Here is a 22,372-nt window from a genome sequence, read left to right as displayed (position 1 = left end):
ATCCGGGTCACGGGCGTCCCACACGCTCCCACGGCTCAAAACTACTGGGCCGGTCCAGAAAGCTCAGTCATGGAAGTGCAAAGGTTTCCCGGCCAGCGCCAGGTGTGCCTCGCCGAGAGCTTCGTTCTGGGTCGGGTGGGCATGGATGAGCGGCGCCACATCGGCCGGGTACGCCTCCCAGTTGTAGATCAACTGGGCCTCGCCGATCAGCTCACCGACGCGCGAACCGACCATGTGCAGCCCGACGACCGCTCCATCCTTGGCGCGGACCAGCTTCACGAAGCCGGCCGTCTTCAGGATCTGCGACTTGCCGTTGCCACCGAGGTTGTAGTTCAGGATCTCCACGTCGCCGTACTTCGCCCGGGCCTGCTCCTCGGTCAGTCCGACCGACGCGACCTCCGGCTCGGAGTACGTCACTCGCGGGATCCCGGTCTCGTCGATCGGCGTCGGCGCGAGGCCGGCGATGTGCTCGGCAACGAAGATGCCCTGCTGGAACCCACGATGCGCGAGCTGCAACCCCGGCACGATGTCGCCGACGGCGTACACGCCCGGCACGCTCGTCTGCAGCGTCGAGTCGACGGTCACGAACCCGCGATCGAGCGCGACGCCGACCTCTTCATACCCGAGACCCGTGGTGTTCGGTCCGCGGCCAACGGCGACGAGCAGTACTTCGGCCTCGATCACCTCACCGCCGGCGACGGTGACGCGGACACCATTATCAACAACTTCCACCGACTCGAACGGCGTACCGGTCTTGAAGGCGATCTTCCGCTTCCGGAACGCCCGCTCGAGCGTCTTCGAGCAGTCGGCGTCCTCGGCCGGGACCAGCCGCGGCAGCGCCTCGACGATCGTCACGCGAGTACCGAACGACGTCCATGCCGACGCGAACTCGACGCCGATCACGCCGCCGCCGAGGATCACCGCCGACTCCGGAACCCGGTCCATCGTCAGCGCGTGCTCACTCGCGATCACCCGGTGCCCGTCCAGCTCCAGGCCAGGCAGCGACTTGGAGTAGGAGCCGGAGGCAATGATGACGTTGCGGCCGGTGTACGTCGTGTCGCCGACCTGCACCGTGGTGGGGGAGGTGAGCCGCCCCTCGCCCTCGATGACCGTGATCCCGCGCGCCTTCAGCTGACCCTGCAGACCCTTGAACAGCCGGTCGACCACGCCGTCCTTGTACTTGTTCACGCCGCCCATGTCGACGCCCTCGAGCGTCGTCCGGACGCCGAACTGCTCGCCGTCGCGGGCCGAGTCGGCCACCTCCGCGGCGTGCAGCAGCGCCTTGGTCGGGATGCACCCGCGATGCAGACAGGTCCCGCCGACCTTGTCCTTCTCCACCAGCGCCACGGACATGCCGAGCGTCGCCGCGCGCAGTCCGGCGGCATAACCACCGCTGCCGCCGCCGAGAATCACCAGGTCGTACGTCGTACCGCTGTCAGTCACAGGTTCCTCCGTGAGTCTGGGGCCGTGGGTCCGATTCCAAGGCGGGCGGTCCCGGATCGCGGTTCCGGCCCGGCGACATCTTGTCACCGATTCCGCCCGGATCCACGCCCGGGCCACGCGTGCCCGGTACTTCGGGACCGGCCGGAACCGTTATCCAGGAATTCGGCCTCGACTTGCACACATAGGGGACACTTACCTCATGAAGTGGTTCGGTCGCCGGCGGAAAGCCGGAACGATGCGCCGGGCGGACACTCCGGATCAGGCGCACCTGCGAGATTTCGCCCAGACCCGGCAGGGAGTCGAGGGATTCGTCGAGCCGCGGACAGCGGTGACGGAGTACACCCTGCTGCTGGTCGCGATCGACGGTGAGTGGACCCGCCGCCGGGTGCCGTCGGTGCAGTGGGCGCACAAGTTCGCCAACAACCTGGGCATCCCGTCGTACGACGCGGCCGTGGTCGGCTACCCGCCCCGGATGCGCGAGTACAACGCCCGGATGAAGAAGAACGGTCTCGCCTAAAGAATCGGTACCCGGGCGCGCACCGGCGCGACAGTCGAGGTATCGACAGTGGCGTGCAGGATGTCCGGGACGGCGCCCAATCGCGTATGGGTTTGGCCGAGCGGCGTGGTGAGGCTGCTGCGCCCGATGCCTAACGGATCCGTGCCGATCGGCGGTACATAGGCCTGATCGCACGCCAGCAGCCAGGCCTGGGCGTCGGCGGCTCGCGCCCGCGTCAACAGGTCCCACTGCTCTTCCTTACCAGGTCCCGCACCCCACGACGCCGGTACGACGATCAGCTCCGCACCGAGTCGCCCGAGCGCGGTGAACTGCTCGGCGAACCGCAGGTCGTAGCAGGTCGCCAGCCCAACAGTGATCCCGCGGTACTCGAACGCCACCAGCTCGTTGCCAGGCGCAACAGTGTCCGACTCGCGCGATCCAAAGGCGTCGTACAGATGGATCTTCCGGTACGACGCCTCGACGCCCGGGCCAGTGACGAGCACGGTGTTGTGCACCCGCCCGTCGTCGGACGGCTCGAACAGACCGGCGGCGACCACGACCCCGAGATCCGCGGCGACCTTGCGCAGACCGGTAGCGAACGGCCCGTCCAACGGCTCCGCGACGGTCCGCAGGTCGGTGCCGAAGCAGGCCAGCGTGCCCTCGGGGAGCACGACCAACTCGGCGCCGCCGGCAACCGCGTCCCGGATCGCGGCGGTCGCGGTGGCTAGATTGGCGATCGGGTCCGGCCCGGTGGTGAGTTGGGCGGCGGCCACGCGCAGGACTGTCATCAGGACCTCCGAAGCTGTATACATTGAGTATGCAATTGAGTGGGGACTCAGGCCGCGATCGCGCCTACCAGTATCTGCGCGGGACTGTACTGAGCGACCCGGCGGTGTCGGGGACGTTCATCAACGAGCAGGTCGTCGCAACCGAGGTCGGCATCTCCCGGACACCGGTCCGGGAGGCGTTGCTGATGCTCGCCGCCGAGGACCTGGTCCAGCTCGTGCCGCACCGCGGTGCGTTCGTCGCGCCGCTGCCGGGCCGCGAGATCGCCGAACTGATGCAGGCCCGCGGCGTCATCGAGTGCTGGGCCGCGACAACCTCGCTCACGGCCGGCCTCGCCCCGGTCGACGCGATGTCCGGCGTACTCGAGCAGCAACGGGCCATCGTCGAGCAAGGTGACGCGAAGGCGTTCATCGAGCTGGACAGCCAGTTCCACGCGCTGCTGGTGGAGGCGGGCGGCAACTCGGTGTTCGGCCGGCTGTACGACAACCTGCGATCCAAGCATGTGCTGCTCGGCGTCGTCGCTCTGCAGCGCAGCGCGACTCGCCGGCAGGACGTACTCGCGGAGCACCAGGCCATCGTCGACGGTCTGGCATCGGGAGATCCGGCCGCGGCCGAGAAGGCGATCCTCAGCCACCTGGGCACGACCGGCTCGATCCTCATGCAGGGCTGACCGCAAGGGACTCCTCCTGCACCGCCCGTCCCAGTCGGAGACCGACCAGGGTGAACGTGTACAGACCGCGGCGTTCTGCAGTGAGGTTGGGCATCGGGCTGGACCTCCTTGGGGGAATGCTCCATACTCGTTGTATACGACGTGTTCACGCAAGCGCTGACTCAAGAAGATCGGGAGGTCCTCGAAGATGTCCCTGCGATTCACGCTGCCGGACGGCAGCGAGCGGACGATCACGGTCCGGTACGCCCTCAACGCCGGGTACGCCGGCCGGGACACCGAGCAGGTCCAGCACCACGTGGACGAGCTGGCCGACCTCGGCGTACCGGCTCCGCATCGGATCCCGACGCTGTACCCACTGTCAGCGTCACTGGTCGGGCGGCCGGAAGTGGTCCAGGTGGCGCACGCCAAGACTTCGGGTGAGGCGGAGTGGGCGCTGGTGGTCGGCGAGAACGACGTCCTGCTGACCGCGGCCTGTGATCACACCGATCGGGCGCTCGAGGTGCACGGCGTTGCCTGGAGCAAGCAGTCCGCACCGGACCTGCTCGGCGATGTCGCCTGGCCGCTTGCGGAGATCGAGGACGAGCTCGACCAGTTCACGCTGAAGGCGTGGGTCCGGCATGGCGACAGCGAGCAGCTGATCCAGGACGGCACGCTGGCGCAGTTGCTACCGCCGTCGTACTGGCTGAAGGAGCTCGGCGACCGGGTCGTTCCGGGCACCGTGCTGCTGAGCGGCACGATCCAGATGATTGCCGGCGTCGATCAGTTCGCGGATGCTTGGCGGGTGGAGATCACCGACCCGCGCGGCCTGACCAGCCGGATCGTCTATGCGGTCGAGCAACTAGCGCCGGCCTGGGACTGACAATGAAGGAAGAGAAAGAGTTCTTCTCAGCTCGGACTGTCGCCTGGACCGACGCGGGCAACGGGATCTCCGAGCGAGTGCTGAGCCGCGATCCGGACGGGACGCTCACCAGGCTGGCCCGCTGGGCGCCTGGCACTACCTCGGGCGAGGAGATCATTCGCCACGAGTACGTCGAAGAGGTCTACCTGCTCGAGGGTGAGCTGACCGATCTCACCCTCGAGCAGACGTTCCACCCCGGCGACTACGCCTGCCGGCCGCCGGGGATGCCGCACGGTCCGTACAGAACAGAGACCGGCTGCATCATGCTGGAGATCCGCTACTCAGCTCGCTGAGGCGGCCAGCTCGATCAGGGTGCGGACCGAGTACCCGGTGCCGCCGTTCGGGATGTAGCCGGACGCGCCGCCGTCGTTGAAGGCCGGCCCGGCCACGTCCAGGTGCACCCAGTCGATGCCCTCAGCAACGAAGTCGCCGAGGAACGCGGCCGCCGCGAGCGCGCCGCCCCAGGGCTCGCCGGTGATGTTGGCCAGGTCGGCCACCTTGGAGTGCGACTTGAGCTTGTCCAGCATCTCGGCCGGGATCGGCAGCGGCCACATCGACTCGCCGGCCGCGATCGCCGCGTCCACGACCCGGTCCCGGGCGGTGTCGGTGTTCGCGAACGCGCCCGCCACCTTGGTGCCCAGGGCAACGACACAGGCACCGGTCAGGGTGGCCACGTCGATGATCAGGTCGGGCTCGTCCTCGGACGCCCGGACCAGCGCGTCGCCGAGCACCAGCCGGCCCTCGGCGTCGGTGTTCAGCACCTCGACCGTCTTGCCGCCGTACATCGTCAGTACGTCGGACGGCCGGGCCGCCGAGCCGGACGGCATGTTCTCCGCCATCGCGGCGTACGTCGTCACCTGGACCGGCAGACCGAGCCGGGCGATCGCGAACGTCGCGCCGATCACCGCGGCGGCGCCGGCCATGTCGGACTTCATGCTGACCATGCCGGTCGACGTCTTCAGCGACAGGCCGCCGGAGTCGAACGTGATGCCCTTGCCGACGAAGGCGAGGTGGGTCACCGGCTTGCGCGGCGTGTAGGTCAGCCGAACCAGCCGGGGCGGGTTCGCCGAGCCCTGGCCGACACCGAGGATGCCGCCGTACCCGCCCTTGGCCAGCGCCTTCTCGTCGAGCACCTCGACCTTGACGCCGTACTCCTTGCCGAGTTTGACCGCGGAGGCGGCGAACTCGACCGGGTTCAGGTCCGACGGCGGGGTGTTCACCCAGTCGCGCACCTGGGCGATCGAATCGGCGGTCACCTCGGCCCGCTCGAGTGCGGTCTTGGCCTCCTTGTTGCGGGCCAGGTCGGTGAGCACGACCAGGTCGCCGGGCGCATCCGAGGTGTCCGAGGACTTGTACGCCGTGAACGCGTACCGGCCGAGCAAGGCCCCTTCGGCCACCGCGCGGACGCAATCCGCGTCCGGCGTCGGCAGCGCGAACGCGACCGACTGGGTGATCTTCGCCGCGCGCACACCGGTGCCGGCGGCGGTGCGGAGGTCCTCGGTCTTCAACGAGCCGTCCGGGGCGGCGCCGAGACCGACCGCGATCAGCGTCGCCGACTTGCCCGGCTTGGCCCCCGGCACCTTCGTCACCTCCCCGGCCTTGCCGGTGGCGCCGAGGCCGGACAGCACCTCCACCAGCTTCCCGCCGTACGCGGCGTTCAGCGACTCGGTGCCGGCCGGCAGAGCGACGCCGCCGCCGAGCTTGACCACGCCGATGACCACGGCGTCGGTCTTGACGCCGGCGGCATCGGACTTGCTCAGGGTGATGGTGGTCACGAAATCCTCAGTCCTCCTTGACCGGCAGGCAGGTGGCCGGTCGTGACGGTACGTACAAGCTGCCTCCGCATGCTACGCGTCGGGTAGTTTCCCCTCCATGACCGAGTCGTCCGAGTTGAAGAAGTCCCCGTTGCACGAGCGCCACGTCGCGCTCGGCGCCAAGTTCGCCGAGTTCGGCGGCTGGGAGATGCCCCTGGAGTACTCCGGTGTCGTCGCCGAACACACCGCGGTCCGTACGTCGGTCGGCGTGTTCGACGTGAGCCATCTGGGCAAGGCGACGGTCAAGGGTCCCGGCGCGGCGGCGTACGTGAACGCGTGCCTGACCAACGACCTCGGCAAGATCGCTCCCGGCCAGGCGCAGTACACACTGTGCTGCAACGAGCGCGGGGGAGTGGTCGACGACCTGATCGCCTACCTGCACGCCGACGACGACGTGTTCCTGATCCCGAACGCCGCCAACACCGCCGAGGTGGTCCGGCTCCTGCAGGCCGACGCCCCCGACGGCGTCGAGGTGACCAACGTCCACGACGACTACGCGATCCTCGCGGTGCAGGGAGCTGACAGCGACGACGTGGTGGCCGCGATCGGCCTGCCGACCGGCCACGACTACATGGCCTTCGCGACGGCTGACTTCGGCGGTACGCCGGTTGTCGTCTGCCGGACCGGGTACACGGGCGAGCGCGGCTACGAGCTCGTCGTACCGAATGCTGCCGCGGTCGCGGTGTTCGACGCGCTGCTGGAGGCGGGGAAGCCGCACGGCATCGTCCCGGCCGGGCTGGGGGCGCGGGACACGCTGCGGACCGAGATGGGCTATCCGCTGCACGGCCAGGACATCTCTCCGGACATCACGCCGGTCCAGGCGCGCTCCGGGTGGGCTGTGGGCTGGAAGAAGGAGCACTTCTGGGGCGACGAGGCACTGCGTGCAGAGAAGGAGCGCGGACCGGCCCGGATACTGCGCGGCCTGCGTGCGGCCGGACGGGGTATTCCGCGGCCGCATATGTCTGTACTTGACCAGGCCGGAACCGCACTGGGTGAAGTGACCTCGGGAACGTTCTCGCCGACCCTCAAGAAGGGCATTGCGCTGGCGTTGCTGGATGCGACGGTAAAGGAAGGCGATCAGGTCGCCGTCGATATCCGTGGCCGCCAGGAGACCTTTGATGTGGTCAAACCGCCGTTCGTGACCGTTCACGTCCGCTAGCAGCGCTCTGCCACCAAATCGAGAAGTTCGTCACGCTCCGTCATAACCTGGCACAAATTGGACACTGTCGGTACTGTGCCGACGCGTTTTGCGAAGGATTGACTGCGAACAGTGACGGATCGGCGTAAATGTTCCGTTCCAGTACCCGTTCCGGTAACGATTTGTGCACTGGTGCCGGGCACCGCTGGTTTGGTGTCACAGTGTCAGGCAGGCTAGCGCCCGGTTGTGGGGGATCGGCTCTGTCAAGGGGATTTGACGAGAGCCCCCACAGAGCAAAGGCTCGGCACGCTATCCACCGATAAGTGCCGGATCCGCGGACCGAAATCCGGCCGACTGAACTGACGGAGTGCGAATGAGTATTGGGTCGCCAGACTCGACCGTAGGGGTCGAAGAACACCCGGCGTCGGCGGAGCCGGTTCGCGGCGCGGCCACTCCGCACGGGAAGTCCCCGAGCCGGATCGCCTTCGACCGGTTGCGTAAGGACCGCGTCGCCGTGACCTGCGCGTCGATCGTGCTGTTCTTCATCCTGCTCGCGGTCCTGGCGCCGTTGCTGACCAAGCTCGAGGGTCAGGACTACAGCACCTTCCACACCGACCTGGTGGACGAGTTCGGCTACCCGACGATCGGCGTCAACGGCTCACACTGGCTCGGCGTCGAGCCGAAGACCGGCCGGGACAACTTCGCCCGCTGGGTGTACGGCGCCCGGCCGTCGCTGATCATCGCGTTCCTGGCCACCGTGGTCGGCACGATCATCGGCGTCGTGATGGGCCTGCTGGCGGGCTTCCTCGGCGGCTGGACCGACCGGGTGATCTCCTGGCTGATCGACTTCGTGCTGAGCCTGCCGTTCCTGCTGTTCGCGATCGCGCTGGTACCGATCGTCGAGTCGATGCGCGGCGGTTCGTTCAACCTGACGCCGAACGAGCAGGCCTCGATCCGCTTCTACGTACTGATATTCGTGCTCTCGTTCTTCGGCTGGGCCGGCCTGGCCCGGATCATCCGCGGCGAGGTGCTGTCGTTGCGCGAGCGTGAGTTCGTGCTCGCGGCCAAGGCCATCGGTGTGCCGACCCGGCAGGTCCTGTTCAAGGAACTGCTGCCCAACCTGGTCGCGCCGATCGTCATCTCGGCCTCGCTCGCGGTGCCGGCGTACGTGACCGCGGAGGCCGGTCTGTCCTTCCTCGGTGTCGGACTGGTCGAGCCGATCCCCTCGTGGGGTCAGACGATCGCCGTCGCCACGAACTGGTTCAAGGCCGACCCGCTCTACCTCTGGCTGCCAGTGGTCGGGATCACCGCTCTGGTGCTCGCCCTGGCCCTGCTCGGAGATGCGATCCGGGATGCCTTCGACCCCAAGACTCGCCGGTAGTTCGGCGATTGCCCCAGCGGCAGAAAAGGAGAAACCCGACCATGCAGTGGAAACGGATAACCGCAGTCGCGGCGACGGTCATGCTGGCCGCCGTGGCCTGTGGCAGCCCGTCCTCGAACAGTGGCAGCAAGGGCGACAGCAACACGTTGGGAGGGGCCCAGGTCAAGGCGACGGACCCCACTGCGAAGGGCCCGGCGCCTGACGTCGACGGTGCGAAGAAGGGCGGCACGATCACAGTCCTCTCGGACGTGACGCCCGACACCTTCGACCCGACGAACATCTACTACGTCGACGGCAACCAGATCGGCAAGCTGTTCTACCGCTCGCTGACGCAGTACCGCCTGGACGGCGCCGACCACAAGCCGGTCCTGGTTCCGGACCTGGCCGAGGACCTCGGCACCAAGTCGGCCGACGGCCTCACCTGGACCTTCAAGCTGAAGCAGGGCATCAAGTACCAGGACGGTACGCCGGTCAAGGCCGAGGACTACGCGTACGCGATCAAGCGTTCCTTCGCGCACGAGCTGTACGACGCCGGACCCACGTACCAGCAGCAGTTCTTCCTGGACGGCGACAAGTACAAGGGCCCGTACGTCAAGGGCGGCGACAACTACAAGGGCGTCGAGACGCCGGACGACCACACCCTGGTCATCCACCTGGCGAAGAAGTTCGACGACCTGCCGTACTACGCCGCGTTCCCGCTGTTCACGCCGATCCCGAAGGCGAAGGACACGCAGAAGAACTACGAGCAGCACCCGATGGCGACCGGCCCGTACCAGGTCTCGTCGTACCAGCCGGGTACCGAGCTCAAGCTGACGAAGAACCCGAGCTGGGACCCGAACACCGACCCGGTGCGGCACCAGTACGTCGACGGCTTCGACTTCAAGTTCAGCCAGGACCTGATCAAGGCCCAGCGGCAGGTGCTGGCCAGCTCCGGTCCGGACGCGAACGCGCTGAACTACAGCAACCTGGACGTCTCGCTGCTGCCTGAGGTCAAGGACCAGTCGCAGATGATCAAGGGCGCGTCGCCGTGCACCATCATGTACACGATGGACACGCGGAAGATTCCGTTGGACGTCCGCAAGCTGATCGCCAAGGCGCACCCGTACGACGGTTGGCGCAAGGTGGCCGGCCTGAACCCGACCGACGACCCGCCGGCATCGACGATCCTGCCGCCGGCCGTCCCGGGCTTCGACAAGTACGAGCTCCCGGGTCTGACCGGAACCGGCAAGGGCGCCGAGGACGACGCCGTCGCCGCCGAGGTCAAGTCCGAGCTGGCGAAGATCGGCAAGTCGAACTTCGAGCTCAGCTGGTACTACTCGATCGACGACAAGATCTCGACGCAGACCACGCAGTTCCGCAAGCAGATGTTCGAGAAGGCCGGCTTCAAGGTCCGGGCCATCGGCGTACCGAAGGCCAAGATCCGTACCTTCACCGGTGACCAGAACGCTCCGGTCAACATCGGCAAGAGCCCGACCGGTTGGTGCTCCGACTGGCCGAGCGGCACCAGCTGGTTCCCGGTGCTGTTCAAGTCCGACGCGATCGGCCTGGGCAACAGCGTTGGCCAGCTCGAGGACAAGGCTCTCGACGCCGAGATCGACGCGGTCACCGCGAAGGCACCGGACGAGCAGCTGAAGGAGTGGACGAAGGTCGACAAGGACATCATGGAGAAGTACCTCCCCGTCCTGCCGCTGTACTACAGCCAGAGCAACTTCCCGGTCGGCAAGAACATCGGGCACGCGATCAACGACCCGACACAGGGTCTGCCCGAGTTCACCTCGCTGTACCTGAAGCAGCCCTGATCCAGGTCCGTTCTGAAGCAGTACTGATCCACTGAGCGGTGGCGTGGTGCCCGGACCACAAGTCCGGGCACCACGCCGATCATCGGTGAGGAGACAATCCCGTGCTCTATTTCGTGGCGCGCCGCCTGGTCAGCGCGCTCAGTGTCGTGCTCGCTACGTTGATCGCGACCTTCGCGTTGTTCTTCGTCGCGCCGACCGATCCGGCCGGTGCGATCTGTGGTGAACGCAACTGCACCCAGCAGCGGTACCAGGAGATCAGGACCAACCTGCACCTGGACCAGCCGAAGGTGCAGCAGTTCGCGGAGTACACCGCGGGGATCTTCACCGGCCGTGACTTCACCACCGCCGGCGTCACGCAGCACTGTGCGGCGCCGTGCCTCGGCTTCTCGTTCAAGAACGACCGTCCGGTCACGGACATGATCAAGACCCGGTTCCCGGTGACACTGTCGCTGGTGGTCGGGTACGCCGTCCTGGTCCTCACCATCGGTGTGTTCGTCGGATCGATGGCGGCCAAGAGACGCGGGACCCTGGGCGACCGGGCGCTGATGACCAGCACGCTGGTGATCAGTTCGGTGCCGTACTACATCGTGGCGCTGATGGTCGCGCTCTATCTGACCGTGCTCTATCCGATCCTGCCCAGAGGTGAGTGGACTCCACCTTCTGAGAATCCAGGGAAATGGATAGCCGGCATGCTGACACCCTGGCTGGTGCTCGGCATCTACAACTGCACCGCGTACGCGCGGTACTCACGCGGCTCCATGGTCGAGACGCTGAGTGAAGACTTCATCCGGACCGCGCGGGCCAAGGGCCTGTCCGACCGGGTGGTTACCTACAAGCACGCGCTCCGGTCCGGGTTGATCCCGGTCGTGACGATCTTCGGTCTGGACGTCGCCAGCAGCCTCGGCGGCGCGATCTTCACCGAGCGGATCTTCGACCTCCCCGGGCTCGGGCAGCTGGTGCTGGACAGCTTGAACAACTACGACCTGCCGGTGATCATGGGCACCGTACTGGTCGCTTCGGTGCTGATCGTCGTGATGAACCTGCTGGTGGACATCGGCTACAGCCTGATCGACCCGCGGGTGAGGCTGTCGTGAGCACCCCAGCCCCTGAAGACCGGCCGGCCCCCCAGGACCGGCTGGCCCCCGAAGACCGGAAGGACACCATGGCCGAGAGTGCAGCCACTCCGGCGGCCGCCACCACGGACGCCAAGCGGGGCCCCTCGATCGCCACCCGCGAGCGGCGCGAGAGTTCGATCAACCCCAGCGGCGAGACGCCGTACCTGGTGGTCGAGGACCTGGCGGTCAAGTTCCCGACCGCGGACGGCCTGGTCAGCGCGGTGAACGGGCTGAGCTACTCGGTCCCGCTCGGCCGGACGCTGGCCATCGTGGGCGAGTCCGGCTCGGGCAAGTCGGTGTCCAGCATGGCCGTGATGGGCCTGCACGACCGCAAGCGGACCCGGATCACCGGGTCGATCCGGCTCGGCGGCGACGAGCTCGTCGGCCTGCCGGAGAACGACCTGATGAAGATCCGCGGCGACGCGATGGCGATGGTGTTCCAGGACCCGCAGTCCTCGCTGCACCCGCTGTACACGATCGGCAACCAGATCGTCGAGGCCTACCGGGTGCACCACAAGGTGTCCAAGGACGCCGCGAAGAAGCGGGCGCTGGAGATGCTCGACCTGGTCGGCATCCCGAACCCGCAGCGTCGGTTCGGTCAGTACCCGCACGAGTTCTCCGGCGGTATGCGGCAGCGCGCGATGATCGCGATGAGCCTGGTCAACGACCCGAAGCTGGTGATCGCCGACGAGCCGACCACCGCCCTCGACGTGACCGTGCAGGCGCAGATCCTGGACTTGCTGAACAACCTGCAGAAGGAGTTCGGCTCCGCGATCGTGATGATCACCCACGACCTGGGTGTAGTGGCCGAGATGGCCGACGACGTGCTGGTGATGTACGCCGGTCGCTGCGTCGAGTACGGCACTGCCGAGGACGTGCTGGCCAACCCGCGGATGCCGTACACCTGGGGTCTGCTCGAGTCGATCCCGACCGTGTCGGCGGCGAACGAGCGGCTGCGCCCGATCAAGGGCCTGCCGCCGAGCCTGCTGGACCTGCCGGCCGGTTGCTCGTTCCGGCCGCGCTGCCCGTACGTCGACCGGGTGAAGGGCGAGCTCTGCAGCATCGAACTGCCCGAACTGATGCCGGTCGACGGCGCCGGTGCCCATACGTCCCGTTGTCACCTGCACGACAAGGCCTCGATCTACGCGGCCGAGGTCGCGCCGAGACTGGGCTGACAGCTGCGATGGACAGGGACTGAGGAGACATGAGCGAAACTCTGTTGCAGGTCCGCGACCTGAAGATGCATTTCCCGATCAAGGAAGCCGCGGGTCTGGGCCGGACCAAGAAGGTCGTCCAGGCCGTCGACGGCGTCAACTTCGAGCTGAAGGCCGGCGCGAGCCTTGGCCTGGTCGGCGAGTCCGGCTGCGGTAAGTCGACCACCGGCCGGATGATCACCCGGCTGCTGACCCCGACGGCCGGCGAGATCGTGTTCAAGGGCACCGACATCGCGCAGCTGAAGGAGCGGGAACTGCGCCCGTTCCGCCGGCAGCTGCAGATCGTGTTCCAGGACCCGTACAGCTCGCTGAACCCGCGCCAGACGGTCAGCAACATCATCAGTACGCCGCTGCGGGTGCACAACCTGGTCAAGAAGGGCAAGGAGGTCGCGCGGGTCCAGGAGTTGCTGGAGCGGGTCGGCCTGAACCCCGAGCACCACAACCGGTACCCGAACGAGTTCTCCGGCGGTCAGCGCCAGCGGATCGGCATCGCCCGGGCGCTCGCGGTCGAGCCCGAGGTGATCATCGCCGACGAGCCGGTGTCCGCGCTGGACGTGTCGATCCAGGCCCAGGTGATGAACCTGCTGGAGGACCTGCGCAAGGACCTCGGCATCGCCTTCGTCTTCATCGCGCACGACCTCGGCGTGGTCCGGCACTTCTGTGACGAGGTCGCGGTGATGTATCTCGGCAAGATCGTCGAGCAGGGCACCCGGGACCAGATCTACAACGCCCCGCAGCACCCGTACACGCAGGCGCTGCTGTCGGCCGCGCCTGACCTGGGCACCATCCGGGGCGTGCCGCCGAAGGAGCGGATCCGGCTGGTCGGCGACGTACCCTCGCCGATCGACCCGCCGAGCGGCTGCCGGTTCCGGACCCGCTGCTGGAAGGCGGAGGACATCTGCGCCACCCAGGAGCCGCTGCTGGAGATCAAGCCGCAGTCCGGCCCCGGTCACACGGCCGCCTGCCACTTCGCGGAGCCGAAGGTCGACCTGACCGCCGCCACCGCGTAACCGGAACAGAGAAAGGCCCCGTCAACGGCGACGGGGCCTTTCTCATGCGGTCTCAGCTGGGTCTTCGCTGTGCCGAAGGTCTTCCCGCTCACCGGCGAACCGGAAGGATTCGAAGGCGACCAGGCCGGCCAGGACGACGGCGAGTGCGGTGAGCTGGGCCAGCGCCGGCAGACCGTGAACCAGCGGTACGGCGACCACCAGGAGCCCAGCCGCGGTCAGCCGGGACACGCTCCAGCGATGGATCGTGCGTCGCTTGAAGCCGACGTGGCCGAGCAGGTAGAGCACCACACCGAAGAAGAGCGCGAACAGCCCGACACCGTGCAGTGGTTGGCTGAGGCGGTGATGCTCGGCGTCACCGACGTACTCCAGCACCTTCTTCAGACCGAGCGCGAGCAGCACGATCCCGGCCACCATCGGCACATGCAGGAACGTGTACGCGTCGCGAGCCAGCCAAGGCCTGGTCTCAGGCGGCTCCTCGGCGAGCGCACGTTCGCCGTAGTGGACAGTCGCGTCGAAGTAGATCCACCAGAGCGCGGTGCAGACGCCCAGACCAAGCAGAGAAGCAACCAGGATCGGCCACGAAATCGGCAGATCGGTCACGCCGACGCCGATTGCCACGATCGACTCGCCCAACGCGATGATGATGATCAAACCGTGCCGCTCGGCCCAGTGCGACGGCGAGTTGAACCGCCAACCGCGGGCGTCGACCAGGTAGGTGACTACGTAGTCGGAGGCCAGTGCACCGGCCCAGAGCAGGGTCTGGGTTGTGCCGTGGTACTGCGATGCGACGAGCAGGAGCGCGGTCGCGGCGACCTTGCCGATGGTGAACAGGCCGATCGTGCGACGGAGTACCCGATCACCTTCCGCGATCAGCCAGAGCAGGACCAGATGCATCGCCCGCAACACGAAGTACGCAAGCGCTATCACGACCGGGCCGGGCAGTCCGCCTGGCAAGTCGTCGAACGCCTCCGGGATCGCCAGCGCGATGACGAACATCGCCGCCATCGCGCACAACAGGACGGTCCGGACCGAACCTTCGTCAGCCTTCGCGATGTTGCACACCCACGAGTACGCGGCCCAGCTCCACCACAGCAGGCCGAGCAGGAACGCGCCGCGGACGACGCCGTGCCAGCTGAGGTCGTGCGCCATCAGCGCGGTGATCTGGGTCAGCGCGAACACGAAGACCAGATCGAAGAACAACTCGAGCGTCGTGACCGACTGGTCCGCGCTGGTTTCTACTGCCCGAATGGGCCGCCTCGTTCCCACCATGGCGCACATCATCCAACAGGAACGGTGGAAACGGCGGGCTCCCACCTGGTCAGGGTCAAGGGAGAGCCCGCCGTGCTTTTAGGCGCGGCCGTGGGCCTGGCGGCTGCGGCGGCTGAGGGAGTCGATGGTGACGGCGATCAGGAGTACGCCGGCGGTGACGATGTAGCGGATGCTCGAGTCGAGGGACAGTAGTGCGAGGCCGTTGGAGATCGACATGATCACGAGGGCTCCGAGCAGGGCGGAGTACGCCGAGCCTCGGCCGCCGAACAGGCTGGTGCCGCCGATCACCGCGGCGGCGATCGCATTCAGGTTCGTGTCCGTACCGCCGCTTGCCTGGCTGACCGCGACCAGGCGGGCGGCTGCCAGGATGCCGCCGACCGCGGCGAGGGTGGAACAGGCCGCGAACACCGAGAGGTAGATCATCCGGACGTTGATACCCGCGCGCCGCGCGGCTTCGACGCTACCGCCGACCGCGAAGACCGAGCGGCCCCAGCGCGTCCGTCGTACCGCGATGTCCGTGATCACCACGAGCGCGAGGAACAGCAGGAACATCGACGAGACGCCGCGGTCACCGTTCAGGATCAGGACCGGGATCAGCAGCACCAGGGCGAGGGCGACGGCCTTGATCGCAATGACTGAGTTCGGCGCGGAGGACAGACCGGCCGCGGCTCGGGCCCGCCGGCCCTGCAACCGCGTCAGGGCGTACGCCGCGACGACCACTGCGATCAAGATGTACGCAACGGCGGGGGAGAGGAAGCTCCGTGTCGCGAAGCCGACCAGCGCCGAGTCGTACGGCAGGTTGACGGTGCCGTCCTTGCCGAGCACCAGCAACTGCAGGCCGAGGAAGCCGAGCAGGCCGGCCAGCGTGATGACGAAGCTAGGTACGCCGAAGCGGGTGTAGAGCAGACCGTAGAACAGGCCGATGACGATACCGAGCACGACACTGGCCACCAGGGACAGTGCGAGCGGCCAGCCCTTGTTGACGAACGTGATGGCGAGGACAGCGCCGGCCACACCGCTGACCGAGCCGACCGAGAGGTCGATCTCGCCCAGCAGCAGGACCAGGACGATGCCGAGGGCAATCACTCCGACCGAGGTGGTCTGCAGGGTGAGGTTGACCAGGTTGCGGCTGGACAGGAACGAGCCGTTCGCGACCTGGAAGACCGCCCAGATGATGATCAGGCCGACGACCACCGGGACCGAGCCCAGGTCGCCGGACCGCAGCCGGGAGGTGAAGGCGGCGATCGCGCCGCTGACCCCGCGGCGGGCGATCAGCCGCTCGTCCTGGAGATCCGCGGGCAGCTGCGCGGCGTCCGTCGTACCGTTGGCCGGCTCGCCGCCGTCGCTCTGGTCGGGGTTGGCGTCCTGGGGACGGGTGCCCGATCCGTGCAGGCTCATGATGCGGAGCCCTCCTCCCGGCTCCGGCGCGCGGCGCGCTCGGAGACCGCGTTGTCGGTTGCGCCGGTGATGGCGGCGATGATGTCCTGCGTCCTGGTCTCACTGACCACGAAGACGCCGTTGTTGCGGCCGAGCCGCAGTACCGCGACCCGGTCGGCGACCGCCATCACGTCGGCCATGTTGTGGCTGATCAGGATCACGGCCAGGCCGCGTTCGCGGAGCCGTTCGACCAGGTTGAGCACCTCGGCGGTCTGAGCCACACCGAGGGCCGCGGTCGGTTCGTCCAGCATCACGACCTTGGGTTTGCCGAGCAGGCTGCGGGCGATCGCGACGGTCTGCCGCTGGCCGCCGGACAGGCTGGCGACCGGGATCCGGACCGACGGGATCTTCGCGGACAGCTGCCGGAGCAGTTCCCACGACTGCCGTTCCATCTCGACCTCGTCGAGCAGTCGGCCGCGAGCCGACGGGGCGGTCAGCTCGCGGCCGAGATAGAGGTTTGCGACCACGTCGAGGTTGTCGCACAGCGCCAGGTCCTGGAACACGGTCGCGATGCCGAGCTGCTGCGCCTCGGCCGGGCTGCCGACCCGCACCTCGCGGCCGTCGAACACCATCGTCCCGTCGTCGGCGGTGTAGACGCCGGCGATGGTCTTGACCAGCGTGGACTTGCCCGCGCCGTTGTCGCCGACCAGTGCCATCACCTCGCCGGCACGGACGTCCAGCTCGATGTTCTTCAGGGCCTGTACGGCGCCGAACCGCTTGGAGATCCCCTGCAGCTTCAGCACCGTACCGGCGCCGACGTCGAGGGGGGCCGGGGTAACAGTCACTTGATCAGCCTCCTGGGCTTATTTCAGGCCATGATCCTCGCCGGGGGCGCGGTTGGGGAGAGGCCCGGCGCAGCCCCCCGCACCTCACTGCGGGGGGCTACGCCGAGGGGCGGGTCAGTTGGCGGCGAGGCCGGCCGCGGCGCAGGCGGCGGCGAAGGACGCGGTGCAGATGTCGCTGACCTTGTAGATGTTGTCCTTGATCACGGTGTCCTTGATGTTGGCCTTGGTCACTGCGACCGGGTCGAGGATCGTCGATGGTACGCCGCTCTTCGTGGTGGTCGACTCCGGCTTGCCACCGTTAGCCAGCGCCACGGCGCCCTTGGCGGCGGCCTCGGCCTGCGGCTTGACCGCCTTGTAGATCGTCATCGCCTGGTCGCCGGCGATGATCCGCTGGATCGCGGCCAGCTCCGAGTCCTGACCGGTGACCGGCGGCAGCGGCTTCACGCCACCACCCTTGAGCGCTGCGATCGCGCCACCGGCGGTGCCGTCATTGGCGGCGTACACCCCGACCAGGCCGTTCTTGATCGCGCTCAGCTGGCCTTCCATCCAGGCCTGGGCCTTGTCCGGGCTCCAGTCCGGGGTGTCGAACTCGGCGGCGACCTTGAAGCCGCTGGTGTCGAGCACGCTGTGCGCGCCCTTCTTGAAGTCGGCCGCGTTCGGGTCGGTCGGCGCACCGTTGATCATCGCGATGTTGCCGGACGTCTTACCAGCCGCCTTGAGGTCGTCGACCAGGGTCTGCGCCTGGAGCTTGCCGACCGCCTCGTTCTCGAACGACACGTAGTAGTTGGCGTTCTCGATGAACCGGTCGTACGCGACCACCGGGACGTTCTGGCCCTTCGCGGAGGCGGCGATCGCAGCGGCCGCCTTGCCGTCGACCGGGTCGAGGACCAGCACGTTCGCGCCCTGGGTCAGCGCGGCCTCGGCCTGCTGTTGCTGCTTCGACGCGTCCTGGTCGGCGTTGCTGTAGATCAGTTGGCAGTCGCCGCAGGCCGCCTTCAGGGCCTCGGTGAACAGCGGCCGGTCGAGCGCCTCGTACCGGGTGGTCTTCGACTCCGGCAGCAGCAGCGCGACCTTCTTCGCGCCGCCGCCTGAGCCGCTGCCGGAATCATCGGATCCACAGGCCACCAGGGAGACGGCGAGGGCCGAGACGGCGAGGCCGAGGCCGACGAGACGGGTTGCTGACACGGACATATGGCGGCTCCTTGACGACGCGGCCCGATTGGCCTGCCCGCAGTCAAGCTCTCCTATGCCTTGGCGTCAAGACTTGAATTCAAGAAATGGAGATATTGGTGTGACTGAGCACCGACGCCCGGTGGATCGCGCCGACGATGTCGGCCTCGTCGCCGAGCTCGGCCGCCCTGAGTTCGACGGTCGCGGCGGCGCTCGGGATGGCGCAACGGTCCAGGGCTTCGCGGAGCGGAGCCATGATGAGTTCGCCGGCTTCGGACATCAGGCCGCCGACGACGATGATCTCCGGGTTGAGCAGGTTGACCACGCCGGCGACCGCGACGCCGACCCGTCGGCCGGCGTCCTCGATCACCCGGCGGCAGCCGACGTCGCCGCCGAGCGCGCGGGTGACGATGTCCTTCAGCCGGAGCGGTCCGTGCGACGCGGCCAGGCTGTTGATCAGCGCCCGGGAGCCGACGAACGTGTCCAGGCAGCCGCGGTTGCCGCACCGGCAGATCGGCCCGTTCTCGTCGATCGTGACGTGCCCGATCTCGCCCGCCGTACCGGCCGAGCCGCGGAACACGTCGCCGTTGATCACGATCCCGGCGCCGACGCCGTACGAGAATTTCAGGTAGCAGCCGTTCCGGACGCCGCGCAGCGCGCCGGCCCGCAGTTCGCCCAGTGCAGCAAGGTTTGCGGTGTTGTCGAGCGCGACCGGGGCGCGCAGGTGGCCGGCCATCGCCTTGGTCACGTTCACCCCGCGCCAGCCGGGCAGTACGGCGTCGGAGCCGGCCTCGCCGCTGACCGCGTCGACCGGCATCGGCAGCCCGAACCCGATCGCGGCGATGTTCTCGACACCGGAGCTGACCGTCTCGGCCAGGTCGGCGAGCAGCCGGGCGGCGCGCTCCATACCGTCGTCGGCGACGTGGTCGGCCTGCAGCGGCATCAACTGATGGGCGAGGATCTCGCCGGCCTCGTCGGCGATCGCAACCCGGACATCGCGCTCGCCGAACGCGACGCCGGCCAGCAGGCCGCCACCGGAGGCGAGGGACACGAGTACGGCGCGGCGGCCGTTGCGGATGCTGCGGGAGAGGCCGACCATGCCGGCCTGGTCCAGTTCGCGGACCATGTTCGACACGGTGGCCGCGGACAGGCCGGACGCGGCGGCGATCTCGACCTGGGTGAGCGGGCCGTGCTGACGGACGACCCCGAGAACGCGCGCACGGTTGGCTTCGCGCAGCGAAGCCTGCGAGCCGGGCGCCGGGCGGATTGCGTTCATTACATAAAGATAACGGATCGCGGGTCGTCCGCGGCCGCCGACTCGTCGTCAACGACTGACATCACACTCAACCTCGCCGTCACTACCCCACTAAAACGTTCACCCGCGACAGTAGACCACTCCTGCGTACAGACCCCGCCACCTCACCCCGATTTGCCTGGCCGACCCACCAATTTGGCTGGCCGACCCAGCAATTTGCCTTGCCAACCCAGCCATTTGCCTGGCTGACCCACCAGGTCGTGGGTTCTACACCCTGAACGCGGGTCACAAACCCCCGAACTGGTGGGTCAGCCAGCGAAATTGGTCGAGGTGAGGCATGCGTGCGGGGGTGCGGGTGTGCTGGGTGCTGCGAGGGATGTGCTGGATGCGGACGGGTCACGCGGTCAGCGCGAGGGTGAGGAGGGTGACGGGGAGGGCTAGCTCGACGGTTGCGCCGAGTACGTCGCCGGTGGTGCCGCCGAGGGCTTTGCGGGCGCGGCGGGTGGTGATCAGGCTCGTCGCGACGGCTAGGAGTACGGCGGCTGCGATCCCGGCGAACTGGAGTGGGTCGGTTGCGGTGCCGGCGAGTGGGGGTGCGGCGGTTGTGGTGGTGGGGTGGAGGAGGTCGGGCCAGGCCAGTAGGAGGGCGGCGGCTAGTACGACCGCTGTGGTCAGGGCTGCTATGAGTGGGCGGACTGTGCCGGCTACGACTGTGCCCAGGCCGTCGGGGCGGGCGGCGGGGACGGAGGTTCGGCAGGACCAGGGGAGGGTTAGGCGGCTTGCGGTGGTGGCGATCAGGACTGCTTGCCAGCCGAATCCGGCCTGAAGGCACGCGGTCAGGGCGGCGACGTCGACGAGTAGTACGCCGACGATTGCGACGACTCCGAACGGGCCGATGTCGCTCTGCTTCATGATTTTCAACATGGTTTCGCGATCCCGCCGGGACCCGAGTGCGTCGGCGAAGTCCGCCAGCCCGTCGAGGTGCAATCCGCCGGACAGCCCGGCCACAACCAGCACTCCCAGTACGGCGGCGAGCAGATCGGCATCCGGCCGTACGAGCTGAGCCAACGCGACCACCCCGGCCGCGATCCCGCCGACCAACGCCCCGACGACCGGACCGAGCACCATCGCCCGTCCACCCACCTCCCGATCAACCCGCGAAGGCATCCCCGCCGGAACCACCGTCAACGTGCCAACCGAGAGCCGCACCGCATCCACCCAACCGCGCGAACGGCCAGCGGACGCCGCACCGCTTCCACCGTCGCCAGGCGCCGAGCCACCTGAGGCGGGGTTGGGTTGGGTGGTCATGTTAGGGGGAGGGTTCGGCCGGCGATGGTCCAGAGGACTTGGGTGGAGGCTAGGGAGATGGTGGTGTTGAGGCGGCCCATCAGGTCTCGGAAGAGGCGGGTGCCGGGGTCCGCGGGGACTATGCCGGAGCCTACGTCGTTGCTGACGGCAACCACTCGCCGAGAGGTCGCCGACCAGGCGGCGGTGAGGGCGGCGATCCGGTTGTCGAGTTCGGCCATCGCGGCGGTTGGTCCCGAGGCCGATGTGGACAGGTCGGACCACACATCGACCGCGTCCATCGTGCGGGACAGCCACAGTGTGAGGCAGTCGATCAGGAGCGGAGGGCCGGAGTCCTCGAGGAGTGGGACCAGGTCGATCGTCTCGGCCAGGCCCCAGGAGGACGGGCGGCGGGCTTGGTGTTTGGCGACTCGGGTGGCCCATTCGGCGTTGCCGGAGTCGCTGCCGCCGGTTGCGACGTACAGGACGTCAGGTTCGTGTGACAGCAGGCGTTCGGCGGCGATGGACTTGCCGGAACGGGCTCCGCCGAGGACGAGAGTGGTGTCAGACATCGGTCCTCCGCTCAGAAACGGCCGGCGCCTCGGAAACGGTTGGGGCCTCGGAAACGGCTGGCGTCGCGAAGATGACTGGTGCTTCGAAGGCGGCTTTGCGGGCGGTGCGGCGGAACGCGTTGAGGATCGGTCGTCCGAGGACCAGGACGAGGACCGCGGACAGGATCCCGCGTGGGATGTCCCAGCCCAGCGATGTCGCTACGACGAACAGGAAGTAGCGGTGCAGGTTTGCGGTCAGGGAGTCGCCTGGGATGAAGGAGAAGTCGCTGCCGAACGTTGCGTACGGCCAGAACCACAGGTTCATGATCACGCCGTACAGCACCCCCGACACCAGCGAGTACGCCGCCAGCAGCAGCAACTCCAACCGTCCGCCAACCCGTGGCAGCAACCCGGCCAGGCACCCCACCCACGCACACGCGAACATCTGGAACGGCATCCACGGCCCGACCCCGCCGCTGATCAACGCCCCACCCAGCAACGACACCGCCCCGAGCACGAACCCGAACCCGGCCCCGAACGCCCGCCCCGCCAGGACCAGCAGGAAGAACCCGGGCTCGAGTCCCGCCGTACCCGGACCCAATGCTCGCAACGCCGCGCCGACCGCCGCGAGCATGCCGACGAGCGAGATCACCTTCGCGTCGATGCCTGATTCGGACAGCTCCGCGAGTACGACGGCCACCAGCAACGGCAGCAGCAGGACGAACAGCCAGGGCGCGTCCGTCGTGTGGCCGATCGCGGACTCGCCCGCCTGCGACGTCTGGAAGAACAACGGCCAGGCAAAGGCGAGTACGCCGACCAGCGAGGCGACCAGCAAGGTCGCCATGCTCCGCGGCCTG

21 protein-coding genes are annotated in these 22,372 nt (G+C 67.9%); 10 read left to right on the top strand and 11 right to left on the bottom strand.

Annotated elements, in window-relative coordinates; all coding sequences use genetic code 11:
• Window positions 1–63 precede the first annotated feature (63 nt).
• Window positions 64–1,443: a dihydrolipoyl dehydrogenase gene (lpdA, locus tag EV650_RS11870; RefSeq protein ID WP_134118229.1), complete on the bottom strand. Its 1,380-nt coding sequence runs from the start codon at window positions 1,441–1,443 to the stop codon at window positions 64–66.
• Between the two features lie 199 nt (window positions 1,444–1,642).
• On the opposite strand from lpdA, the gene EV650_RS11865 reads away from it, so the two are divergent.
• Entirely contained in the window at window positions 1,643–1,960 is a 318-nt protein-coding gene (locus tag EV650_RS11865) for a hypothetical protein (RefSeq protein WP_134118227.1), read from the top strand.
• On the opposite strand, the gene EV650_RS11860 is transcribed toward EV650_RS11865, so the two are convergent.
• A complete protein-coding gene (locus EV650_RS11860) occupies window positions 1,957–2,727 on the bottom strand; it encodes a carbon-nitrogen hydrolase family protein (protein ID WP_134118225.1) in 771 nt (256 codons plus the stop codon). The two genes, EV650_RS11865 and EV650_RS11860, sit on opposite strands and share 4 nt — an antisense overlap.
• Before the next feature lie 29 nt (window positions 2,728–2,756).
• Here EV650_RS11860 and EV650_RS11855 point away from each other — a divergent pair, with 29 nt between their 5' ends.
• The 3 genes from EV650_RS11855 (at window position 2,757) to EV650_RS11845 (ending at window position 4,586) form a co-directional block, all read left to right on the top strand.
• Window positions 2,757–3,395: a GntR family transcriptional regulator gene (locus tag EV650_RS11855; protein WP_134118223.1), complete on the top strand. Its 639-nt coding sequence runs from the start codon at window positions 2,757–2,759 to the stop codon at window positions 3,393–3,395.
• Between the two features lie 187 nt (window positions 3,396–3,582).
• On the top strand, window positions 3,583–4,254 hold the full coding sequence (locus EV650_RS11850; RefSeq protein ID WP_134118221.1) for a DUF2848 family protein: 672 nt from the start codon (window positions 3,583–3,585) through the stop codon (window positions 4,252–4,254).
• A 2-nt stretch (window positions 4,255–4,256) separates the two neighbouring features.
• On the top strand, window positions 4,257–4,586 hold the full coding sequence (locus tag EV650_RS11845) for a cupin domain-containing protein (RefSeq protein ID WP_134118219.1): 330 nt from the start codon (window positions 4,257–4,259) through the stop codon (window positions 4,584–4,586).
• On the opposite strand, the gene EV650_RS11840 is transcribed toward EV650_RS11845, so the two are convergent.
• A complete protein-coding gene (locus tag EV650_RS11840; protein ID WP_134118217.1) occupies window positions 4,575–6,068 on the bottom strand; it encodes a leucyl aminopeptidase in 1,494 nt (497 codons plus the stop codon). The two genes, EV650_RS11845 and EV650_RS11840, sit on opposite strands and share 12 nt — an antisense overlap.
• A gap of 97 nt (window positions 6,069–6,165) precedes the next feature.
• On the opposite strand from EV650_RS11840, the gene gcvT reads away from it, so the two are divergent.
• The 6 genes from gcvT (at window position 6,166) to EV650_RS11810 (ending at window position 13,764) form a co-directional block, all read left to right on the top strand.
• A complete protein-coding gene (gene gcvT, locus EV650_RS11835) occupies window positions 6,166–7,266 on the top strand; it encodes a glycine cleavage system aminomethyltransferase GcvT (protein ID WP_134118215.1) in 1,101 nt (366 codons plus the stop codon).
• 352 nt (window positions 7,267–7,618) lie between these two features.
• Window positions 7,619–8,626 (top strand): ABC transporter permease, encoded by a 1,008-nt coding sequence (locus EV650_RS11830; protein ID WP_134118213.1) that lies wholly within the window; start codon window positions 7,619–7,621, stop codon window positions 8,624–8,626.
• Between the two features lie 41 nt (window positions 8,627–8,667).
• Window positions 8,668–10,425 (top strand): ABC transporter substrate-binding protein, encoded by a 1,758-nt coding sequence (locus EV650_RS11825; protein WP_134118211.1) that lies wholly within the window; start codon window positions 8,668–8,670, stop codon window positions 10,423–10,425.
• A gap of 101 nt (window positions 10,426–10,526) precedes the next feature.
• On the top strand, window positions 10,527–11,519 hold the full coding sequence (locus EV650_RS11820) for an ABC transporter permease (RefSeq protein ID WP_134118209.1): 993 nt from the start codon (window positions 10,527–10,529) through the stop codon (window positions 11,517–11,519).
• Window positions 11,516–12,715 carry an ABC transporter ATP-binding protein gene (locus tag EV650_RS11815; RefSeq protein ID WP_238174162.1) on the top strand — a complete coding sequence of 400 codons (1,200 nt, stop codon included), beginning with the start codon at window positions 11,516–11,518 and terminating at the stop codon, window positions 12,713–12,715. Before EV650_RS11820 ends, EV650_RS11815 begins: the two co-directional genes overlap by 4 nt.
• A 29-nt stretch (window positions 12,716–12,744) precedes the next feature.
• Complete coding sequence (locus EV650_RS11810; RefSeq protein WP_134118205.1) at window positions 12,745–13,764, top strand: ABC transporter ATP-binding protein; 1,020 nt, start codon at window positions 12,745–12,747, stop codon at window positions 13,762–13,764.
• A gap of 42 nt (window positions 13,765–13,806) precedes the next feature.
• On the opposite strand, the gene EV650_RS11805 is transcribed toward EV650_RS11810, so the two are convergent.
• From EV650_RS11805 to EV650_RS11770, 8 genes are all read right to left on the bottom strand, one after another.
• Window positions 13,807–15,033 carry a low temperature requirement protein A gene (locus EV650_RS11805; protein WP_134118203.1) on the bottom strand — a complete coding sequence of 409 codons (1,227 nt, stop codon included), beginning with the start codon at window positions 15,031–15,033 and terminating at the stop codon, window positions 13,807–13,809.
• Between the two features lie 78 nt (window positions 15,034–15,111).
• A complete protein-coding gene (locus EV650_RS11800) occupies window positions 15,112–16,431 on the bottom strand; it encodes a sugar ABC transporter permease (RefSeq protein WP_134118201.1) in 1,320 nt (439 codons plus the stop codon).
• Window positions 16,428–17,255, bottom strand: a complete 828-nt coding sequence (locus tag EV650_RS11795) for an ATP-binding cassette domain-containing protein (RefSeq protein WP_134118199.1) — start codon at window positions 17,253–17,255, stop codon at window positions 16,428–16,430. The genes EV650_RS11800 and EV650_RS11795 overlap by 4 nt, the downstream gene beginning before the upstream one ends.
• A 114-nt stretch (window positions 17,256–17,369) precedes the next feature.
• Complete coding sequence (locus EV650_RS11790) at window positions 17,370–18,446, bottom strand: ABC transporter substrate-binding protein (RefSeq protein WP_134118197.1); 1,077 nt, start codon at window positions 18,444–18,446, stop codon at window positions 17,370–17,372.
• A 79-nt stretch (window positions 18,447–18,525) separates the two neighbouring features.
• Complete coding sequence (locus tag EV650_RS11785; protein ID WP_134118195.1) at window positions 18,526–19,701, bottom strand: ROK family transcriptional regulator; 1,176 nt, start codon at window positions 19,699–19,701, stop codon at window positions 18,526–18,528.
• Between the two features lie 375 nt (window positions 19,702–20,076).
• Entirely contained in the window at window positions 20,077–20,889 is an 813-nt protein-coding gene (locus EV650_RS11780) for an adenosylcobinamide-GDP ribazoletransferase (RefSeq protein WP_238174161.1), read from the bottom strand.
• Between the two features lie 95 nt (window positions 20,890–20,984).
• On the bottom strand, window positions 20,985–21,536 hold the full coding sequence (locus tag EV650_RS11775) for a bifunctional adenosylcobinamide kinase/adenosylcobinamide-phosphate guanylyltransferase (RefSeq protein WP_134118191.1): 552 nt from the start codon (window positions 21,534–21,536) through the stop codon (window positions 20,985–20,987).
• The gene (locus tag EV650_RS11770) at window positions 21,529–22,359 is read right to left on the bottom strand and encodes an ECF transporter S component family protein (protein ID WP_134118189.1); all 831 of its coding nucleotides are present in this window, start codon (window positions 22,357–22,359) and stop codon (window positions 21,529–21,531) included. Before EV650_RS11770 ends, EV650_RS11775 begins: the two co-directional genes overlap by 8 nt.
• Window positions 22,360–22,372 lie beyond the last annotated feature (13 nt).

Source organism: Kribbella kalugense, assembly GCF_004365875.1.
GTDB classification, from domain to species: domain Bacteria; phylum Actinomycetota; class Actinomycetes; order Propionibacteriales; family Kribbellaceae; genus Kribbella; species Kribbella kalugense.
The sequence above is the reverse complement of the archived record's forward strand: the minus strand, read 5'-3'. Positions and strand labels throughout refer to the sequence as shown.